The following is a 20,253-nucleotide window of genomic DNA, read 5'->3' on the forward strand; positions in this document are numbered from 1 at the left end:
AACCGTAGCGCCCGCCGCGACCGCGAAACGCTCATCGTCCACCTGCATCCAGCCGCTGCCGTCGAGGAAGTGATAGATGGCGGTTGCCTCTGGATGCGGGGAATCTTCTGCCCAGGCTCCAGCCCGGCCATGATCGTCTTGAACTTGGCGCTCTCGGCCACAACCTGCGGCTGTGGGCCGGCCGGCGAGAATATCACCTTTTCCTGCCAATGGGGAACCAATACATGGGTCATGTCAACTCTCCTTGCTTCTGACTCATCGAGATGAGAGCAGGGGATGTCAGAGCATAGCATGGGAGGTCGGCCGTGTCGCCGACAAAAGTCGGTTTCTTGTGACGGGGGGGCGCCGCCGAATGAATTCGGGGCGAAGGGGCGTTCCCGCCGCCATGTCGGCCTGCGCCGACTGGCCTTGCGTCTCGCCTGCTTACGTTGCCAGCTTCTCCAGCGCGGCCCGATCGCAGATGCGAATGCTTTGCCGTTCGACGGCGATGACCCCTTCTGCTTCCAGGTTGCGCATGGCGCGCTGGATCACATCGGGCACCGTGCCCAGGCGCGAGGCGAGTTCGGCTTGGGTGAACCAGCGCGGGCGGTGCAGCGTATCCCCGATGGCCTCGTCGAGCAAGAGCCGCGCCAGCCGGCCGGTGACAGGCCGCAGCGACAGGTCAGCCACGAGCGAGACCAGGTCAGCCACGCGACCCGCCATATTCTCCAGCACGCGTTCGGCGAAGTCGGGACGCTCGCTCAGCAGGCGCCGAATAGAATCGCGGCGCAGGAGCCACACCCCCGCCTCTTCGAGGGCAATGGCCGAAGCCGGGTTGGGGCGCCTGGCAAAAACCCCCGCCTCGTTGAAAGTCTCGCCGGGGCCGATGAAGCGCAGGACCTGCTCCCGGCCCTCCGGTGATGTCTTGAGCACCTTCAGCCAGCCGCGCTGCAGCACATAGAGGCCCGGGGATGTCTCGCCTTCCAGGAAAACCACCTCGCCTGCCGCGTAGTCGCGCCACAGCGCGTCACGGGCCAGCGCAGCCAGGACCGAGTCGTCCAGGCCGGTCAGGAAGACGACTTTGCGGAGTTGTTCGATCAGGGAGGCAAGCGCGGCGCTAATAGCCATGCAGAATCCTTGTCTTGATAAACGAAGACCGAGTATCCCCGACGCGCGAGTAAATGGAAGGCTTCGGCTCGACGTAACATGGTGTACTCCGCCTCCTGCATCAAGCGCGTGAGTATATCGTGTTCCGCTGCGGTCAGTGCGCGTTCTTCTTGCAGTTCCGCCAATGCTTCCAGCTCGGCTTGCTGACGTTCATCCATGATGCTGCCAGCCATGCCCCACAAAGCTGCATCACTCAACGATTGCATCCGGCTCAGTTCCCGGCGCCAGCCTGGCGGCATATCAGATTCCAAAGGCGGCATGGTCAGAGTAATGGGATGCTACGCGAACGGCGGATGCCCGGCCTGGCCTTGCATCACCCGCTGGCTGGCGGCCAGCCCGCTGCCGGCGTCGAAGCGATAGCCCACGCCGTGCAGGCCCTGTTCGATGGCGCCGACCGTGGCGAGGACATCCGCCGCGTTGACCGCGCCCATGTGACCGATGCGGAAGTAGCGCGTGCGCAGGGCCGGATGCAACCCGCCGGCCAGGATGACACCGGCCGCGTTGATTTTGCCCAGTAGCGCCGCGCCGTCAACACCGTCGGGGAAATAGGGCGCGCTGAGGGTGTGGGCAGCCACGGCCGGCCGCAGCGGCACCTGGCTCAACCCCAGGGCGGTCAGCGCCGCTTTGATCGCCTCGCTCAGGCGGGCATGGCGAGCGACGCGGGCCTCCATGCCTTCAGCGATGATCTGCGCCAGGCTGACATCCAGCGCCAGCACCAGGTTGACGGCCGGCGTGCCAAAATAGGCCGGCTTGCGCGCCTGATAGGCCTGCATGACCGGCAGCCAGTTGCTCCAGTCAGCGTAATAGCTGGCGACGGGCCGGGTGCGGCGGCGGAAGGCTTCCAGGGCACGCGGTCGCGCCATCACCAACGCCAGGCCCGGCGGCGCTCCCAGCGCCTTCTGCGACGCGGTCAGCGCCACGTCCACATCCCAGTCGGCCATGGGCAGCGCTTCGCCGGCTACCGAGCAGACGCCATCCACCACGCTGAGCGCGCCGGCGGCGCGCGCCAGTTTCGCCAGGCCGGCCACGTCGGTCAACACCCCGGTGGAAGTGTCCACATGCGTGATGGTCATCAGTGTGAAACGATCTTGCTGCAGTGCCCGCTCCACCTCGGCCAGGCCAGGCGCATCGCCCACCGCAGGCGCGGGCACGTGCGTGACCAGCGCGCCCGAACGCTCGCAGATCGCGGCCATGCGGTCGCTAAAGTAGCCGGTGTTGATTTGCAGCACCCGGTCGCCTGGCTCCAACAGATTGGCGACCGCCGCTTCCATGGCCAGGGTGCCGGAACCGGCCATGACGAACGGCTGGCCGTCGGGCGCCTGAAAAACCGTGCGCAGATTGTCCAGCGCCCGGCCAAACACCTCGATGAAATCCGGCGCCACATGGCTGGGTGTCGGCTCCGCCAGGGCCGCCAGCACCGCCGGCTCGAATTCGATGGGGCCGGGGATCATGAGCAACTTGCGTGCTTTCTGGGTCTGCATGGTGTTCCTTGTCCCACTTTGGAGAAGATAGGCTCAGGCGTCGGGAGTCTGCTGCTTGCGCCGCAGGCGCGTGTAAACCACGGGCGCCAGGGCCAGCAGCGCGCCGCCCACCCCGATGGCCGCGTCGCGAAAGGTGAAGGCGGGGCGCGAGAGGGCCAGATAGCTGTTATCTGGCGTAAAATAGGTGCTTGCCACACGCTGCAGGTCGTGCAGGGTCACGGCTTCGATCTCGGCAAAAAAATCGGGCAGCGACTCGCCGGGGCGCAGGGTCAGCGCCGGCCCGGTAAAAACTTCGGCCAGACGATCATTGCTGTCCATGGAGAGCACATTGCGCCCGCGGATGGCGCGCTTGGCATAGTCCAGATCGGTCTGTTCCAGCGTGCCGCGCTTGACCCCAGCCAAAACCTGATCAATATATTCCAGAATGGCGTCCACCTTGTCGCCATCGGCATCGGTCTCGATGCTGAAGTAGCCGATATCGGTCATGGTATTGTTAGCCGCGCCCAGCCAGTAGACCAGGCCGCGTCGCTCGCGCATCTCCTCGCGCAGGCGGTCGCCGATGATCCAACTGAGCACCAGGATGGACGCCTGGTCCGGGTGATTGAGGCCCACGGTGCGCGCGCCGTACCACAGATAAGCCCGGTCAATCCAGTCGGGCCACTGCATGCGCACCTCCACAAAACGGGACGGGCTTGACCGTGGCCGCGGCAACGCTGGCGGCGTCGGTCCGACCTTGAAGTCGCCAAACCAGCGCGCCGCCTCAGCAAAGGCGGCCGGCGCCTGCACATCGCCCACGATGAGCAGGGTCATGTTGTTGGGAATGTAGAAGCGGTGATAGAAGGCCAACAGATCGGCGCGTGTGATGCGCTGCAGGGTGCGCTCGTAGCCGGTCACCTCACGCTCCAGCGCGGCGCCGGGAAACAACTGGCGCATGAGGCTCTTGTACAAATCGTATTCAATGTGCAGCCGGTCGGCCAGGTCTTCCAGCCAGTTGAAAAAGGCGCCCATGCGGCCGCCGCGCTCCTGGAAGATGACCCCTTTCTCCTTACGCACCTGCTCGTCGCTCAGGTTGCTGCGGAAGACGATCTCTGCCAGCCAGTCCAGCGCCAGGCCCAGGTGTTCGGCCAGCACTTCGACCTCATAGATGGTGCCTTCGTGGCCGGTGTAGCCGTTGAAGCTGCCGCCCACGCGTTCGATGACCTGGCGAATATCCTTCTCTTGCCAGCGCGGGGTGCCGTCGAAGATCAGATGCTCCAAAAAATGGGCGATGCCGTTCTGGCCTTCGGACTCGTAGCGGGCGCCTACGCGCACCACCAGCCGTAGGACCACCGAGCCACTGCCCGGGCGCTGCTTGCACCACAGCGCCAGCCCGTTGGGCAACGTGGTTTGTTCGATCTGTAATAGCGGATGAATCGGATTACTCAATGGTGTCTGGTTAGGAACGAGAATTTTTGATCTGTCTGGTTCAAGGGCCTACGGGTTGGCTACGTTCGGACACTTATTCAATTCTCGTTTCTTAGCTCCCTGATTGGATAGTATTCTGAGGGCTGATTATATCGTAAGACATGCGCTGTGTCTACATTTGATGCTTGTGATGTGATTCTTGCCCACTTGTGCTATCTATGCTAGGATGGGAACCCTGAGGGCCGGCCCGGCTTCGCAGCCGGGCCGGTTTTGCGTGCAAGGTTCATGTGAGAGGCGTATGAGCGTCATTCAATCCATCACCGCGGCCGCGCGGCGTCGCGATTTCAACCTGGGCGTGCTCAACGGTGTTCTGTTCGGCGGCGTTGACACCCTGTTCGATCCGAGTCTGGTGCTGGTGACGTTCGCCAGCTTCCTGACCGATTCGCCCATCCTGTTGGGCCTGGTCTACCCGATGAGCCAGGCGGGTTGGTTCTTGCCCCAACTGTGGGTGTCGGGCTGGTTTCAGAGCAAACCGACGGCGCTGCCCATCTATCGGGTCATGGCCGTCATCCGCACGATCTGCCTGGTCCTGCTGGCACTGACCGCTTACGCGGTCAAGGACAAAGGCTGGCAGTTGCTCCTCTTTTTCACGCTGCTGATGGCGAACCAACTGGCGGCTGGCTTCAGCGGCCTGTCTTTCATGGATGTGGTGGCAAAGGTCGTACCGCCCGGTCAGCGCGGGCTGTTCTTTGCCTGGCGTTTGTCGCTGGGCAGCCTGCTGGGCGTGGGCGCGGGCGTTTGGGTGCGCAGCCTGCTCAGCGAAACCAGCCCTATCCGTTTTCCCAACAATTTTGCGCTGATGTTTGCCGTGGCCAGCGTTCTGGCCGCGGCCGGCATGGCCGCGTTTGCGGCGCTGCGCGAGCCGATCAATCAAGCGTTGGTCCCGCGTGCCAGCTTGATCGGTCAGTTGCGGCGGGCGCGCACCGCCTTGCAGACCGACCCGAACTTTCGCGGCTTCCTGGGGCTGCGCCTGGCCTTGATTGGCGGCAGCATGGCTACGCCTTTTTTCACCGTCTTTGCTGCGCAGCGTCTGCAGGTTGCGGCCGGCGCCGTGGGTATTTTCCTGTCGGCCAACATCGCGGCCAGCCTGGTGGCTTACATCGTTTGGGGTCAACTTTCGGCGCGGCGTGGTAATCGTTACGTGCTGCGCATTGGCGCCGGCCTGGGCGTGCTCGTCCTGGCCTTTGCGCTCATGGCCTGGCCGTTGAGCCGTCTCCTCGGCGCGCAGACGCTTGTTGTCCTGATTTTCATCCTGGTCGGCGTGCGTGATGCGGCCGTAGGCGTCTCACTTGGCCCCCTGCTTCTCGACATGGCCCCGCCGGCCGCGCGTTCGCTCTACATCGGCTTCACCAACACCCTGGTTGGCATCACCGTCTTGCTGACCGGCATCGGCGGCTTCATCGTGGACGGCGCCGGTTTCCCCGCGCTCTTTGTCATCTCCCTGCTGGCCTACGCCGCAGCCACCTGGGCCATCTGGCGCTTTCGCGAGCAGCCGCTGCCAGGGTGATCAGCGGTCACGTGCGATCCGCGCGTCTGCCCCATCAACAGACCGACTTCGACGGCCACCTGGACATCGTGGCGGCAGGAATGCCATCGGTCAGGAGACCGGCCGCGGCGATTTTTCGGAGTGCGACGTGGCCGCCTCCTGCAAGACCAGCGCCAGAAACGCCAGGCTGGCTGCCGTGGGGCGCGCGTCCTTGCGCGTCAGGACGCACAGGCTCCGGGAGATACGCAGGGTCGGGATGTCCGGCGCGCAGATCAGCCCGTACGCGATTTCCAGCGCGGCGGCGCGGCGTGAGATCCACGCGATGCCCAGCCCGGCCGCCACCGCGCGTTTCACCGCTTCACACCCCGGCAACTCCAGCACCCGCTTGGGCCGTAACCCCCATTGCGCCAGGTGCGCCTCGACAAGCTGCCGCGTGCCTGAACCTGCTTCGCGCAGGATCAGGGTGGCTCCGGCGAAAATTTCCGGCGCGAGGGCGCGTTGTTGAACCAGCGCGTGGCCTGGCGGCACGATCAGGATGATCTCATCCTCCGCAAAGGGACGCACTTGCAACCCGGGCGCCGCAGCCGGCGCGCCGACGAAGCCGAGGTCGAACTCGGCATCGAGCACGCGGCGCGCAACATCCGCGCTGTTGGAGATCGCCAATGTGACCTCCACCCCCGGATAGCGCGCCTGGAAGCGGGCCAATATCTCGGGCAGCAGATAGAGCCCCGGCGTCGTGCTCGCCCCCAGCCGCAGATAGCCTCGCTGCAAGCCCGCCATCTCCGCCAGCACGCGCCGCGCCTCCTCCGTGAGCACCGCCACGCGTTCGGCGTAATCGGCCAGGATGCGGCCGGCGTCGGTCAGCTCCACGCGGCTGCCGAGCCGGTGAAAAAGCTGAACGCCCCATTCCGCCTCCAACAGCCGGATGTGCTTGGAGACGGCCGGTTGGCTGAGGTCCAGATCGTCGGCCGCGCGCGAAAAATGTTGACGCCGCGCGACCGCGCGAAAAACGGTGAGTCGGTAGTCCATAGTTATAACCTGAAGTTATCGCTCCGATAGATCATTGACTATTGCATTATCACCTCATCGGGCGTAGACTGTCAACTGTTGTTATCCGCCGTCATCGCATCGGAGTGCCTGCATGTCAACCTATCCTGGCGTCAAACTGACTTCACTTTCACATGGCGCGGGCTGAGCCTGTAAGATCGGCCCGGCCGATCTGGCGCAGGTGCTGCGTCATTTACCGCCCCCCACCGACCCCAATCTATTGAGCGGGTTCGCCCACGGCGCGGATGCCGCCGTCTACCGCTTGAGCGACGAGCTGGCGCTCGTCCAAACGGTGGACACCATCACGCCGATCGTGGACGACCCGTTTGCCTTCGGCGCCATCGCGGCCGCCAATGCGCTGTCCGACATCTACGCGGTCGGGGCCAGGCCCGTGCTGGCGCTCAACCTGGTGGGTTTTCCGGTCAAGACGTTGCCGCTGAGTATGCTCGACGAGATCCTGGCCGGCGGCGCGGCCAAACTGGCGGAGGCCGGCGTCGCCTTGGGCGGCGGTCATTCCATCGAAGACTTCGAGCCGAAGTACGGCCTCTCTGTCACCGGTATCGTGCATCCGGGGCGCATGGTCACGAATGCCGGCGCGCGGCCGGGCGACGTGCTGGTGCTCACCAAGCCGCTGGGTCTGGGCATCATCACGACCGGCATTGATCGGGGTCTCGTCACCGACGGCGCCATCGCGACCGTGATCGCGGTAATGAGCCAGCTCAACCGTGCGGCCAGCGCGGCCATGCTGGCGGTCGGGGTCCACGCCTGCACCGATATCAGCGGTTTTGGCCTGCTCGGCCACCTGCGCGAGATGGTCGAAGCCAGCGGGGTGGGCGCCAGGATCCACGCCGGGCAAGCGCCCGTCCTGCCGGAAGCCTGGGACCTGGCCCGGCAGGGCGCGATCCCGGACGGCTCGCGCAACAACGCCCGGTTCCTGGCCCGCTTCGTAGACTGGGCGCCGGGGATCTCGGCCGAGACGCAGGCCATCCTGTGCGATGCGCAAACCTCCGGCGGGCTGCTGATCGCCGCGCCGGCCGCCAAGAGCGCCGCGCTCCTGGCGCAGTTGCGCCAGGCCGGCATCACAGGATCAGTCATCGGCGAGATCACACCCGGAGCGCCGGGGCGGATCCAGGTCATACCCTGAGCGCGCGACGCGCGCCACACAGACACAAGAGGAGCGCAAACCATGACTGAGGACGGTAAACGGACCTATTTATTCATCATCAACGACGGGCCTTACGGCAACGAGCGTCCCTACAACGCGCTGCGCCTGGCGATGAACCTGGCCAAGCTGCCGGACGCCCACGTGCAGGTGTTCATGCTGGGGGACGGCGTCAACTGCGCTGTGGCCGGCCAGAAGACCCCGAACGGCTACTACAACATCGAGCGCATGCTGCAATCCATCGCCCGCCAGGGCCAGGTCGCCACCTGAGGGACCTGTTCAGAGGCCCGCGGGTTCGGGCCAGAGCGATTCTTCGAAGGTACGCAGCCGGGCAACATGCAGATGTTGGCGGCCTGGACGGCCGCCGCCGACCAGGTGTTGGTTTTCTAATTGCCGGAGGTTCGTAAACATGCAACAGCGCCGCGCGCCGATCCTCGAGCACAAAGCCTATGCTGCGCCTTCGGTCTTCCAGGTTGACAACCTGCTGCGCGAGGCCCGGCGCCAGCGCACAACGCCGGAGGGCGCCATCCCGGCCGTCTGCGTCCTCGACCCGGACGGCGACCTCGCCCAGCATCTCATCGCGACCGGGCAGGCCACGCCACATGCGCACTGGGCGTGCTACCATACCCAGCTCTATGCCTTCACCTGCGCGGGCATCGAGTGCGGCGTCGTGCCCTATGCCGTCGGCGGTTCGTTCGCCGTCCTGGTTGCCGAAGAGTTGTTCGCGTCCGGCTGCCGGTTGCTCATCAGCATCACATCAGCCGGCCAAATCGTCCCAGCGGGACAGCCGCCCTATTTCGTACTGATCGAGCGGGCGCTGCGCGATGAAGGGACCAGCTATCACTACCGGCCGCCCGCGGCCTACAGCGTCATCAGACCCGCGCTGGCCGGGCGTTTGCAGAATGCCTTCGCGGGCGCAGCGATCCGCGTGCTGCGCGGCGCATCCTGGACCACCGATGCGCCTTTCCGCGAAACGGCCGAAGCCATCGAATTTGCCCGCGCCGAAGGCATCGCCGGGGTAGAGATGGAAGCGGCCGCGCTCTATGCCTTCGCCGAGGCCCAGGACAGAGACGTGGTGTGCTTCGCGCACATCACCAACCAGATGGCGGTCGCGGAAGGCGACTTCGAGAAGGGTCTGGATGGGGGCAGCCACGATGCGCTCCAGGTGATCGGCCTGACGGTGAGGGGGTTCATGAGCGGATCGAACCTCGGCCCGCCCGCGGGTGGCGCATGGGTCGAGAACGAAGCAATGGAAGACGACAGAAAGTGAGATGAGTGAGATGAACGGAAAAACGATCCTGATCCTGGGCGGCGGAATCGGCGGGCTGGTGGCCGCCAACGAGTTGCGGCGGCTCCTGCCGCGCGAGCATCGCATCGTGCTGGTCGAAAAGAACGCGCAGCACGCGTTCGCGCCCTCGTTCCTGTGGCTGATGACGGGCGACCGCCGGCCGGAGCAAATCACGCGCGACGTGCGCCAATTGGCGCGGCCCGGCGTCGAAGTCGTGCTGGCCGAAGCCCAAAGCATTGATCTGCCCAATCGCCGCGTGGTCACCACCGCGCAAACGCTGGCCTACGACACCCTGATCATCGCGCTGGGCGCGGAGTTGGCGCCGGAGGCCATCCCCGGCCTGGCCGCAGCGGCGCACACCTTCTACACCTTCGACGGCGCGGCCAGGCTGCGTGATGCGTTGCGGGAGTTCGGCGGCGGGACCGTGGCCGTCGTGGTCAGCGCGTTGCCCTATAAGTGCCCCGGCGCGCCGCACGAGGGGGCGATGCTCATCGCCAACACCCTGCGGCAGCGCGGGCTGCGCAACGTGGACGTTCACCTCTTCACGCCGGAAGCCCAGCCGATGCCGGTGGCCGGCCCGGCGCTCGGTGATGCGGTCAAGCAAATGCTGGAAGGGCAAGGCGTCGCCTTTCACCCGCTGCACAAACTGACGCAGGTGGCGGGGGCAACGCACGAGTTGTCTTTCGAGGGCCGGGACACCGTCAAGTACGATCTGCTGGTCGCCATCCCGCCGCATCGCGGCCCGCGCATCATGCGCGAACTGGGCCTGACCAACGAGGCAGGTTGGGCGCCGGTAGACCGCCACACGCTGGCGACGAAGCACGAGAACGTCTTCGCGTTGGGCGATGTCACGGCGGTCTCGATCCCCGGCCGCTGGAAACCCGACGTACCGATGCTGTTGCCCAAGGCCGGCGTCTTTGCCCACGCCCAAGCCGAGGTCGTCGCGCGCCGCATCGCCGCGGAGATCATGGGGACCGGCGCAGGGGGAACCTTCCCAGGGATCGGCTATTGTATGCTCGAAGCGGGCGAGAGCCTGGCCGGCTATGCGTTTGGCGATTTCTACGCCGAGCCGGCGCCGCAAGTCCAACTGCGCCGGATGGGCAAGACCTGGCACTGGGGCAAGGTGTTATTCGAGCAGTGGTGGCTGGCGCCGTTTGGGCCGCGACGCGCGGCGTTGCAGTGGGCAATGACGCTGGGCGGCAAGGCGCTCGGCATCCCGGTTATCCTGTGAAAAGGTAACCGGCCCCCCCCGAAGAGGATATTCGGGGGACCCAGGGGGAGGAAAGGGGGTTGGCGGGGGGGGCCAGGTCTGTCAACCGGCCGAATGAGGCGACCCAGCAGTTACGTGAAAAGCCATGAAACTTCTGATGTTCCTCGCCGGCCTACCTCACGATCTTGAACTGGAAGTTGGCGTGGCCGAACATCATCATCAGGCGGACCCAGACCGGCAGCAGCTCTTCGGTGCCGCGGGCGGTGGTGATGTCGCCCAGGTCAATGATGTCGCGCCAGCCGAACCACTCGGCCAGCAGGCGGCTGACCTCGGCCTTCGCCGCGGCGTCGTTCCCGCTGACGAAAATGGTGTGATCACCGCCGCCCAGTCCGCCTGGGTTGACCATCAGGTTGGCGTTGAGGGTGTTGAGAGTCTTGACCACCTTCACCTGTGGGAAGGCCCGCTGAATCTGCTCGCCCAGCGAGTCGGTGTTGGACACCCACAGCGTGGGCGGCATCCCGCGTGAGAAGTCGAGCGGATTGGCGATGTCCATCAGGATTTTGTCGGCCAGATTGGCCTCGCCCGCGGCCCGCAGCGCGTCCACCGACGCATCACCTTTGGTCGCGTTGATCATGATCTCCCCGTGCGCAGCCGTTTCGCTGAGGGAACCGACCTTGACCCCCGCGTCCGCCGCCCACGCGGCTACCTTCTCCGGGCTGCGTGAGCTGACCATCACATCCTGCCCCTGCTCCGTCAGCTTCGCCGCCAACGCCTTCCCCACCATACCCGAACCGAGAATTCCGATCTTCATGTGCTTATCTCCCTTTTTGTGAAATCACTCAACTCGTTCAGTTCAATTTTTCAATTCTACATCAAATCTTTCGATATTGAAAAATACCGACTCGCGGCGATTGACTCCGTGAGTGCCCAGGACGATCGCCAACCCGACTGCAACGGCCAGCAGCGCCGCCAGCAGGGCGGGCTGCGACGTCCCTGCCTGCCACTCCCCAAGCGTCACAGCAGTTGGCTGCTGCAGCGTGGCGCTGACCGGCCCATGCAGTGTGGTGACGCCGCTCACGCTGATGTCCTCCAACCAGTACCAGTAGGTTTGTCCAATCTGTACGTCCAGATCATCGTAGGAGTAGGCGAAGCCCTGGGAGCTGCCAGGCCCCTGCGACGGCACAAAGGCCAACAGGTTCAGGGCGCCTGTTGCGCTGTCGCTGCGATAGAGGTTGAAGCCGATATTGTCCAGCTCGCTCACCGTCTCCCAGATGACCATGATGCGGTCGCCTTGCGCTTCGGCGCTAAAACTGTTCAGCGTTGCGGCCAACGGCGGGAAGGTGACCTGGTAGTCCTCCACCTCGCCGCCCGAAACCAGGCCTGTTGGGCCAACCGGGACCGTGCATTGCCCGTTGCCGTCGGTTGGGCTGAGGCGGAAGCGGAAGTAGTAGCTGGTGCTGCCGCCCCCGAGCAGGCTGGTCGGAACAGAGAAAGTCACGTCGGTCACGCCGTTGGTCAGCAACTGGTTCTGCACGAGGTGTTCCGAGAAACTCGAATAGGTGTCGTAACCGCCGGTCTTGGTGAAGTTGCCGTCGGCGAAACTGGCGCCAACCCCCGATCCGCTGTCGTTGGTAAAGTCCATCCAGGCGTTGAGGCAGCCAGGGCCGCCGTTGACCGTCACCAGGAAAGCCCCGGTTCCGCCGCCCCAGTTGGCCGAAGGGCTGCTGGCGCTGACGCCGTTCTCGTCCGCGCCGTCGCCGGTTGCGCTGGCGTTCGGCTGGCCGTTGGTTTCCTGGTCAATGCTGCTGCCCAGGGTCAGGCCGTTGGGGAGATGGCGAGCGCCGCCATTGGCGGTCGTCGTCCCGTAACTGTCGGGCAGATCGCCCATGTCCAGCGGCACGCTCAGGTTGCTGCTGCCAACGACTTCATAATCGTTCAGCGCGCCGCTGCCCAGCAGCTCAGCGCCGTCGGGGTTGCCGTCGCCCTCGCCGCGTTCGTCGGTGCTGGCGCCGGGCAACGTGGTCCAGAGAGCATCGGCGCTATTGGTCACGGTGACATCAGCGTTGCCGTTGACCGTGGCCTGGTATTCGATCACCACGTTGCTGCCATCGTTCGGAATCGCGTCTACGCTGACGTCAATGGCATTGCCTGCCGAGTTGTTGACGGCGCCGGAGGCGCTGCCGTTGAGCGTCACGCTCACCGAACCGAGGTTGAGCGTCAGACCGGCGGGCAAGGCGTCGGTGATGCGCACGTCGTAGGCGGGCGCGGCGCTGCCCGCGCCGTGGGCCACAGTCACGCGGTAGGTGACGACGCTACCGACCTGCGCCGGTGTTGGCGCGACTGAGATCTGCTGCTTGGTCAGGGCCAGGATCGGTTCGACCACGGTGATGGTGGGATCGCCGCCGGTGCTGGTCACGGTGCGGTCGGCGATGGCGGGGTCGTCGAAACGCACGGTGGCGCTGTTCGTCCGGGTGACGCCATTCTGGTTGCCCAGGATGTTCAGAACAGTGGCCGTGACACGCAGGACAAAGGCGTTGTTGCCAGCAACGCCATCAGCGGTAGCGACGCTGTTGCCGAAACTGAAGGAAGCGGCGCCGGCGCCAGTCACAGGTAGGGCCGGGGAGACCGAGGGCGGGTTGTTGGTCAGCGTACCCACGAAGTCCTGGCTGAGCCGGCCGCTGCCGGAGGCCAGGGTGATCACGGCGTAGCTGTCCAGGCGCAAACCGTCGGGCAGTACGTCGCTGACGACCATATCTGGCGTCGAGCCTTCGGGGAGGGTGACCAGGATGTCAAAAGTCGCCTGTTCTCCGATCGTCAGATTGGCGCCGCTGGTGGCAGCCAGGCTGGTATCGTCGTTGGTCAGAGTGCCGTCCTTGAAGGACTTGCTGACGCTGGGCCGATCGAGCGACGTGATGACGGTGGAGGCTACACTGTAACTGTTGCGAATGGAGGCGCCGTAGTTAACTAGCGTGTTGTCCGTTGCCGTCACCCCGCTGCCGTTGCGCTCGCCGTACTGGCCGCCGGAAGCGTCCACCGAACTACTGGAAGTCGGATCAGTGCCGGTGGGGTTCGATGCTGTGCCCTTGTCCCCCGGCAGGCCCGTGTAGCTGAGCCGGGCGGTGTTGACGATTTCCTGGCGGGCGGCAGCGGAGCTGCTGACGATGCCGTTGACGGTGATGGTCACATCCGTGGGCGTGCCGCTGATCTTCGACTCCGGCGCAAGCTTGTCCAGGTTGACGGTGATCGTGCCATTCGTATCAACCGTAGGAACGGTGACCGAGCCGCCGGTGAACGGGCCGTTGGCGGTGAAGGTCTGGCCGGCCGGCAGGTCCGGCGTGACGATGGTGACACTCTGGAACAGCACGCCAGGTGGCAGCGCGTCGGTTAGCACCAGATCGAAGGCGGTAACCTGATCAACGACAGTCCACCCCGGGACACTGCTGTTGATGGTGGTTACCGACACGGTCTGCGCAAACGTCCGGCCGCCGTTGTTGGTCCCCCCCACCACGTAGGTCTGGATTCCGACCGGGAACTCCGCAGCCGTGTCGAAGTCGCTGGCACGATCCCAGTTGTTGGCGTCTACCACCACGTACACCCGCGCTGGACCTGCGCCGATGGCGCGGTACTGTTCTGGTCCTTGACGAGGATACGCGTGCCTGGAGACAAGGTCACACCGTCAATGGTCGCCGGAGGGCTTGCGGTCCAGGTGAGCCGGCCCGTGCCGCCTGTGCCACCCGTCGCGTTGAAGGTGTACGTGCCGGGCAGTACGCCGGTTGTCGCCGCCTGGACCGCTGGATTGGCGGACACTGCAGAGAAGCTGATCGCACTGGTGTTGATCGTGGTGACGGCAGCATCCAGAGCAAAAGTCCTGCCGCCGTTGGCCGTGCCCGAGGCAACGAAGGCGCGGTAGCCGAGGTTCATCTCGGCCGCAGCGTCGAAATCCGTTGCGCGATCCCAGATGCCGTTGAGACTGTCCACCACTTTGTAGATGCCGTTCTGGCTGGCGCTCGACTGGTTATTGACCAACACGCGGTCGCCCTCGGCCAGCGTCACGCCGTCCACACTGGCGGGCGCGCCGGTGAAGCGACCCGCGCCGCCCATGCCGCCGGTGGGACTGAACGTGGCGCTGAACGCGGCCGTGGTCGCGGCCCGCACCTGCGGGGCGTACTGGGCCGGGTGCGCCGTGTTATTCGAGAACTCGATCTGGTAGGCGATCGGGTCGCCAGCATCCACCGGCGCCGTCGTGATGGCCTTGCTGAGATTGTTGATCTGCGGCTCGACGATGACGACGCGGCTGAAATCGTTGGCTGAGCTGGTGGACCCGACCTGAGTATTGCTTGTGCTGCTGTTGATGGCGGTCTGGAAGGTGTTGTCGAGACTGACGCCGGCCTGTTGAGCGCTGCCGTTGTCGGGTGAAGTGTTGTCGCGGTCGTTTGTGACCAAGGCATTGAACTCGATCACGACATACTCGGCATCGGCATCGTTGTCGCTGTTGACGAGCGTGCCGAGGCGGAAGATCGGATCCGTGCCGTCAATATAGGTATCGGCCGTCACGCGGGCGTCGGTGCGGCTGCTCGACACGGTGGAATCGAAACCCGTGCCTTCGCCGATGGGCAAGCCGTTGACGCTGCCGACGGCAAGGCTGAAGGAAGACACCGTGTCGCCGTTGCCGCTCAGGTTCAACGCCGTGCCGGTGTCGGTGACGGCTGGTACCGTCGCGTTGCCGGTTCCCGCAGTCGTCGAGGCGATGCCGCCGCCGTTGGCGACGAAAGCCACGCGCACGGTGCTGTCGTTGATGAAGCGCATGCCGGGCGGCAGGTTGTCCTGCACCATGAAATCGGGCGAAGTGCCCTCAGGTAATTCGACCGTTAGCCGATACCGCACGATCTCGCCGGGCACGGCCAGCGTGCGCAGGGCGACGATGCGGTCAATGTCCCAGCGGACGGCATTGTTGGCGCTCCCGGCCACTTGGATCGAGACGATCGCTTCGAGGTTGAGCACGCCGTTGCCGCCCGTCGGTGCGGCAGATGGCACCGTGAGGGCCACCGAGGTCAATTGCGTGAAACCGGGAGCGCCAACCGTCAGGCTCGACATGGTGACATCGAAGCGCGCCGTGGTGCCGTCGCTGTCGGTGAGCGTCAGTCGCATCGTGGTGGCGGCATTGCCGGCGGCCGCGCGGACGGCGACGCCGAGCGCGCTGTAGCCACGGAGGTCCTGAGCGGAACCGAAGGTGAGTGTGCCGCTGCCACCCGTGCCCGTGGCCGGGCTGCCGATGCGCACGAACTCCGGCAGAATCGTCTGCGCGGACGCCCAAGTGCCGGCCAAGCTGGTGAAGCCCGTGCCCGTGAAGTCCGCCAACACCTTGTTTTCGAGGGTGTGGCTTTCCGAAGTCGCGACGATCAACTTGCTGAGGATCGGGGCCGACGACACGGCGTTGGCGGAGCCTTTGGCCGCGTAGTCGTTCAACGCTCCGCCCACGCCGTCCGCGCCAGTGCGCTCGGTCGAACTGGCGTTGTGGACCGAACGCTGGGTTGGGGTATCGGCGCTGGACTTGTCGTCGTTGAGCGAAGTCCAGAGAACGGTGGCGATGTTGTCGAGGTTCTGCTGCGGGTTGACGCCGTTGGACAACGTGCCGGAGAGCACCAGTTCGACGGAACTGCCGGTGGGCATGTCGAAGGAAACCCCGGCCTTCGTGCGCAGGACGCCACCGACGATCTCGAAGTCGGCGAAGGTCGGCGCCGGCGTGGCGCCGAAGCCGGCGGTGGTCACAGGGTTGTTGAGTGCCACGGACGCGTAAACGGCCGGCAGCGGGTCGTTGAGCGTGACGTCGAACGCTGTCAGGGCGCCGGAAGTCATGCTGGTCCAGACGACCGCGTCGGTGTTCAGCGTGGCAACCGTGCTGGTCAACTCAAACACTTGTCCGCCGTTGGCCGTGCCGCTGCCGACCTTGACCAGGCGGCTGCGGTACAGTTCGGCGGCGGTGTCTGCGTCGGTGGCGCGGTTGAGCGTGAAGGTGCCGCTGGACGTCGCCGTGATGCTGTAGATGCCGTTCTGGCTGGCAGTGGTTTGGTTCTTCACGAGCACCCGTTGGCCGACGGCCAGCGCCACCCCGTCCATCGGCGATGGCACTGAGGTAAACCGGCCCGGGATCGACCCGCTCGAGGTGAAGTTGGCCAACTCCGCGGTGGTGGCGACGTCCGCGTTCGGGGCGAGCGCGGCGCCGCCGTTGCTAAGGCGAACACGGTAGTAGAGGGGCGCGGAAGCGTCGCCGGTGTTGAGGCTGGCGGACCAGGTTGTGCCGTCGTTCGAAACCTCCTTGCCGGCGAGGACGCGGGGTTCGACCAGGGTGACGTTGGCGGCCGTGGCGGGCAGGCTCGGGCCCGTGTCGTAACTGAACGTGGCGGCGTTGCCGAGCGTCGTGCCCGCTTGATTGCCTGCGAGGTTCAGGACGGCCGCACGGAAGACGATGACGATGGTCTCGGCGACGCCGTTGTCGGTGTTCGCGTTCGTGGTGTTGCCGAAGTTGACGGTGAACGAGCCGCCACCGCCGGCCACGGCGACGTTGGCCGGGTTGGCGCCCGTGCCGATGGCGTTGGCGGTGCTCACTCCCGGCGAGAGCGTGACGCTGGTGATATCGACGAACGCCAAACCGGTGGCGAGGGTGTCGGCGATTTGCGCTGAGGGCGTGACGCCTTCCGGGATCGTGACGGTGAGCTCGTAAGTGATCAGTTCGCCGATCACGGCTTGGGTGGCGCCGTTGTCGCCGTCGGTGACCTCAGTGCCGGTGAGCGCCTTGGCGAATGCCGGCGGCGAAATCTTGACCTGGGCGCTGTCGGTGCGATCGGTGGCGGTGAAATCGGCCCCCCCCTCCTGACCCGCGTACTTGAAGAGGGTGGCGGTGTTGTCTATGGCCTGATTGGGCCGCACCGAGCTGTCCAATTGCAGGTCGAAGGTCAAGATGACGATATTGCGACCATCGGTCACAGTCGTGCCATCGGCCAGTTTGCCGCGGTCGAGAGCGCCGGCCGCCGGGTTGGTCGGCCCGGGGTCAATCAACTCGATGCCTGTGCTCAGGAGGCCGCCGCCCAGGTCGGTGACGCTGAACAGGGCGCCCGTGCCGTCGGTGGCGCACAGATTGATGCCTCCTGCCGGCGCCACAAAACCGGCCGGTAAATCGTCCTTGATGCGCACATCGAAGGCGCCGTTGGGACCGCGGCCGGTGTTTTCCACAACGATGACAAAGGTCGCCAGGTCGCCGGCATCCAGGCCGCTGAGGTCGCTGGTAAACGTTGTGCCCAGGTTACTTGAAGTGACCGGCAGGCCGCTGCCACTCAGACGCGGACAGGCGGAACCAGGCGCCGAGACGGAGACGTTGGTAGGTGCAACGGTCGCTGGGCTGAACGTCGCGGTGGCCTTGTCCGTCGCAATGACGCCCTTGCGAATCCCAAGCACCGGCTCGAAGATCTGGAACTGCACGATGGCGTCAGCGGTGCGCACGGTGGTTTGCGTGGTGCCCTCAGTCGAGCGCGCCTGGTTGGTCAGGTACAGCCCGTCGGCGAAAGGATCGCCCTCGATCGTCACCGTGAACAGGATGTCCACAACGCTGGTGGGGTTGGTCGGATCGTCGAAATTTCCGTAGGTGAACTTGACCGTGTTGTTGGCCGCATTAGTGGTCATGGCGGGGGTCACCGCGCCGCTCAGGAGATGATAGGTGTCGGCTGGCCCCAGGCAGGCCGCGCCGGCCGCCGGCGTGCCGCAGACCGTGTTGCTTAAGGAGGTTACCTCTGTGGCGCTGAAGACCGGCAGCGGCACGAAGTCTTCCATGCTGAACTGCTCGAAGTCGCTGGTTGGATGTGTGTACCGCAGGCGATAGGTGATGGTATCGCCCGGCGTCCCCTGGACTGCACTGCACGGCTGCGGCGCACAGGCAACGCCGTTCTTGGCGTAGATCGTCTTTTCCAGGCTGCCCTGGGCGATGTTTAGCCCGGCCGCGCTGGTGTCGGCCTCGCTGTTGCCGGTGGGGATCAGGTCGGCGTTGTTCAACACATCGCCGCTGATGGTCACATCGTTGTTCAGGATATCGCCCTGGTCCACGCTCGGATCGCCGGAGGGGTAGTCGTCGGTGTAGGCGTCCAGGATGACGGTGCGGAATTTGAGCGTAGCTGTCGTCGCGCCGTTGTCGAAGGGATCGCAGTCGTAGTCGCTGCCGCCCGCCGTGGGGACGCAGCCGCCCAGTAGCTTGCCATCCGGTCGGCCGCGCGTCACTTCGGCGGAGATGTCGAAGGCGATGGCGGTCGTACCGTCGTTGGCGGCGCCGTTGTCGCTGTCGCACTCCGCGCCCGGCCCGCCGGTGTAGTTGCAGACGATGTTCACGTTGCCGCCGTCCATGCTCGCCGCGGCCAGCGTGAAGTCGTTGCCGTTTACCTGGAGGGTCGGCGCAAAGCTGGACTGGAAGTGCTGGCCGTCGGACGCCAGATCGTCAATGATTACGTTCTGGAAGGCGAAGAAGTCGGACACCTGGAAGTTGAGAGTGTACTCGAGCACATCGCCGGGCGAGTTGGTGCTGTCGGTGAGGTTGGCCACGCCCTTCTGGATGGCGATAGACTTGCAACCCAGGATGTGTTCGGGCGGATCGCCGCTGCCGCCCGCTGACGCGTTATCCACTCCCCCCAGGTCGCGCGGATCGAGCGGCGTCCAATCGCCCAGCGCGCCGGCCTGATTGATGCACTGCACATCGTCGCCGGTGCTGGCGTTGATGACTGGATTGCTACCCGCATCGTTGAGAGGCACGTAGAAACGGAAACGCACCGTGGCGTCGGATGTGCCCGTCGTGCCGGTCACCGAAGCGAAGGTGCAAACCAGATTGCCGCCGGGCGTGGTGGCGCCGGGCAGCGTGCCGCAGGTGGCGGTCGGGCTGGTGCTGACCACCTGGACGAACTGTAAGTTGCCGGGCAGGTAGTCACTGATGTCCAGGTTGGTCACCGTTTGCCCATCGGCAATATCCACGGCCACCGTGTACTCGCGCGGGAAGTTGGGGCCGGTGGCGGTCTCATCCTCCGGGCCGTGGTAGGTTTTCATCAGCTTGATCAGGGTGGGCGTGACGTCGGCGCTGGTCAGGCTCGCCTGGATGATGGGCGGGTCGGTGGTTGGGTTGTCCAGCGGATCGGCGCCGTAGCGAAAGCCGCCGCGTGCCTTGATCGGCAGCGCCGTGCTCAGATCGGCGTAATTGCTGAGATTGGCGGTCACTGTGATGTCTGCCGCCGGCTGGTCAGCCGCAAAGGAGCCGAAAGGCAGTTCCAGGTTGATAAACTGCCAGGTGAAAGAGGTATCGAAGTTACCCGGCAAGGCCGGGCAGGTCACCGAGAGGCCGGTCAGCGGGTGGGTGAGGGTTCCGTCCGGTGCGCAGGTCTGCGTGACAGAATTCACGGCTATACCCAGGTAGGTCGCGCTGGTGAACGTGACGCCATCGTTCGGCCCGCTGTTGCTGGTGGCGTCCACGCCGCCAATGGGCAGGAACAGGTCCACATAGGGGCCATAGCCAACCTCGGCGCCCGTACCGGTGTTATCGAAGGCGGCCGTGAAGCTGAAGCCTTCACTAATCATCGTGGTGGAGGGAACGGTCAGAGAGGCGACAGGCGTAACGGCCTGCGGGGCCGCAAAACGTTCGGCGTTGGCAGTCGCCGCGAGGCCCGGTGCAGCCGGCGCGACGAGGGTCAACAAGACAACCAACAAAGACACAAGCACAAGGTAGGCCTGATTGGCCTGCATTCGGCGGTAAAACATTCTGGATGATCTCCTGTCTCTAGCTCAACGACCGAAAACCCGGGCGTCTTCACCAATCGTATCGCTGAGCGACAGTCGGGTAAAAATCGCCAAAAACAACGGACGGGCGTACGATAGCCGGCGTCCTGCTCGTTCTCGACGGCTATCATAGCACAGAGATGCGGGGATTGGCTTTACAGTTGGCTG

At 65.1% G+C, this 20,253-nt stretch carries 12 protein-coding genes and 1 pseudogene; 5 read left to right on the plus strand and 8 right to left on the minus strand.

What is annotated here, in order from left to right; genetic code table 11:
• Positions 1 to 423: 423 nt before the first annotated feature.
• The 4 genes from IPM84_24030 to IPM84_24045 form a co-directional block, all read right to left on the minus strand.
• Complete coding sequence (locus tag IPM84_24030) at positions 424 to 1,107, minus strand: Crp/Fnr family transcriptional regulator (GenBank protein MBK9095763.1); 684 nt, start codon at positions 1,105 to 1,107, stop codon at positions 424 to 426.
• Positions 1,077 to 1,385: a hypothetical protein gene (locus IPM84_24035; GenBank protein ID MBK9095764.1), complete on the minus strand. Its 309-nt coding sequence runs from the start codon at positions 1,383 to 1,385 to the stop codon at positions 1,077 to 1,079. The genes IPM84_24030 and IPM84_24035 overlap by 31 nt, the downstream gene beginning before the upstream one ends.
• Before the next feature lie 39 nt (positions 1,386 to 1,424).
• A complete protein-coding gene (locus tag IPM84_24040) occupies positions 1,425 to 2,597 on the minus strand; it encodes an alanine--glyoxylate aminotransferase family protein (protein MBK9095765.1) in 1,173 nt (390 codons plus the stop codon).
• A gap of 63 nt (positions 2,598 to 2,660) precedes the next feature.
• A complete protein-coding gene (locus tag IPM84_24045) occupies positions 2,661 to 4,052 on the minus strand; it encodes an insulinase family protein (GenBank protein ID MBK9095766.1) in 1,392 nt (463 codons plus the stop codon).
• A 277-nt stretch (positions 4,053 to 4,329) separates the two neighbouring features.
• Between IPM84_24045 and IPM84_24050 the strand changes: the two genes are divergently transcribed.
• Positions 4,330 to 5,598, plus strand: coding sequence for an MFS transporter (locus IPM84_24050; GenBank protein ID MBK9095767.1), 1,269 nt, complete (start codon positions 4,330 to 4,332; stop codon positions 5,596 to 5,598).
• A 90-nt stretch (positions 5,599 to 5,688) separates the two neighbouring features.
• Here the strand turns inward: IPM84_24050 and IPM84_24055 are convergent, their stop codons facing one another.
• A complete protein-coding gene (locus IPM84_24055; GenBank protein ID MBK9095768.1) occupies positions 5,689 to 6,606 on the minus strand; it encodes a LysR family transcriptional regulator in 918 nt (305 codons plus the stop codon).
• Positions 6,607 to 6,718: 112 nt separating this feature from the next.
• Here IPM84_24055 and selD point away from each other — a divergent pair, with 112 nt between their 5' ends.
• From selD to IPM84_24075, 4 genes and pseudogenes are all read left to right on the plus strand, one after another.
• A complete protein-coding gene (gene selD / locus IPM84_24060) occupies positions 6,719 to 7,768 on the plus strand; it encodes a selenide, water dikinase SelD (GenBank protein ID MBK9095769.1) in 1,050 nt (349 codons plus the stop codon).
• A 42-nt stretch (positions 7,769 to 7,810) separates the two neighbouring features.
• A pseudogene (locus tag IPM84_24065) lies at positions 7,811 to 8,176 on the plus strand (DsrE family protein).
• Between the two features lie 19 nt (positions 8,177 to 8,195).
• Positions 8,196 to 9,056: a nucleoside phosphorylase gene (locus tag IPM84_24070; GenBank protein ID MBK9095770.1), complete on the plus strand. Its 861-nt coding sequence runs from the start codon at positions 8,196 to 8,198 to the stop codon at positions 9,054 to 9,056.
• Between the two features lie 10 nt (positions 9,057 to 9,066).
• Positions 9,067 to 10,305 (plus strand): NAD(P)/FAD-dependent oxidoreductase, encoded by a 1,239-nt coding sequence (locus tag IPM84_24075; GenBank protein MBK9095771.1) that lies wholly within the window; start codon positions 9,067 to 9,069, stop codon positions 10,303 to 10,305.
• 151 nt (positions 10,306 to 10,456) lie between these two features.
• Here the strand turns inward: IPM84_24075 and IPM84_24080 are convergent, their stop codons facing one another.
• The 3 genes from IPM84_24080 to IPM84_24090 are packed head-to-tail and all read right to left on the minus strand — an operon-like array spanning position 10,457 to position 20,067.
• Complete coding sequence (locus IPM84_24080; protein ID MBK9095772.1) at positions 10,457 to 11,095, minus strand: NAD(P)-binding domain-containing protein; 639 nt, start codon at positions 11,093 to 11,095, stop codon at positions 10,457 to 10,459.
• Between the two features lie 42 nt (positions 11,096 to 11,137).
• Entirely contained in the window at positions 11,138 to 13,870 is a 2,733-nt protein-coding gene (locus IPM84_24085; GenBank protein MBK9095773.1) for an isopeptide-forming domain-containing fimbrial protein, read from the minus strand.
• The gene (locus tag IPM84_24090) at positions 13,864 to 20,067 is read right to left on the minus strand and encodes an isopeptide-forming domain-containing fimbrial protein (protein ID MBK9095774.1); all 6,204 of its coding nucleotides are present in this window, start codon (positions 20,065 to 20,067) and stop codon (positions 13,864 to 13,866) included. The genes IPM84_24085 and IPM84_24090 overlap by 7 nt, the downstream gene beginning before the upstream one ends.
• Positions 20,068 to 20,253 lie beyond the last annotated feature (186 nt).

The organism is Candidatus Amarolinea dominans (assembly GCA_016719785.1).
Lineage (GTDB): Bacteria > Chloroflexota > Anaerolineae > SSC4 > Amarolineaceae > Amarolinea > Amarolinea dominans.

Coding starts and splice junctions, on each gene's coding strand:
- IPM84_24030 (MBK9095763.1), bottom strand. CDS start 1,107: ATGGCTATTAGCGCCGCGCTTGCCTCCCTGATCGAACAACTCCGCAAA.
- IPM84_24035 (MBK9095764.1), bottom strand. CDS start 1,385: ATGCCGCCAGGCTGGCGCCGGGAACTGAGCCGGATGCAATCGTTGAGT.
- IPM84_24040 (MBK9095765.1), bottom strand. CDS start 2,597: ATGATCCCCGGCCCCATCGAATTCGAGCCGGCGGTGCTGGCGGCCCTG.
- IPM84_24050 (MBK9095767.1), top strand. CDS start 4,330: ATGAGCGTCATTCAATCCATCACCGCGGCCGCGCGGCGTCGCGATTTC.
- IPM84_24055 (MBK9095768.1), bottom strand. CDS start 6,606: ATGGACTACCGACTCACCGTTTTTCGCGCGGTCGCGCGGCGTCAACAT.
- IPM84_24070 (MBK9095770.1), top strand. CDS start 8,196: ATGCAACAGCGCCGCGCGCCGATCCTCGAGCACAAAGCCTATGCTGCG.
- IPM84_24075 (MBK9095771.1), top strand. CDS start 9,067: ATGAACGGAAAAACGATCCTGATCCTGGGCGGCGGAATCGGCGGGCTG.
- IPM84_24080 (MBK9095772.1), bottom strand. CDS start 11,095: ATGAAGATCGGAATTCTCGGTTCGGGTATGGTGGGGAAGGCGTTGGCG.
- IPM84_24090 (MBK9095774.1), bottom strand. CDS start 20,067: ATGTTTTACCGCCGAATGCAGGCCAATCAGGCCTACCTTGTGCTTGTG.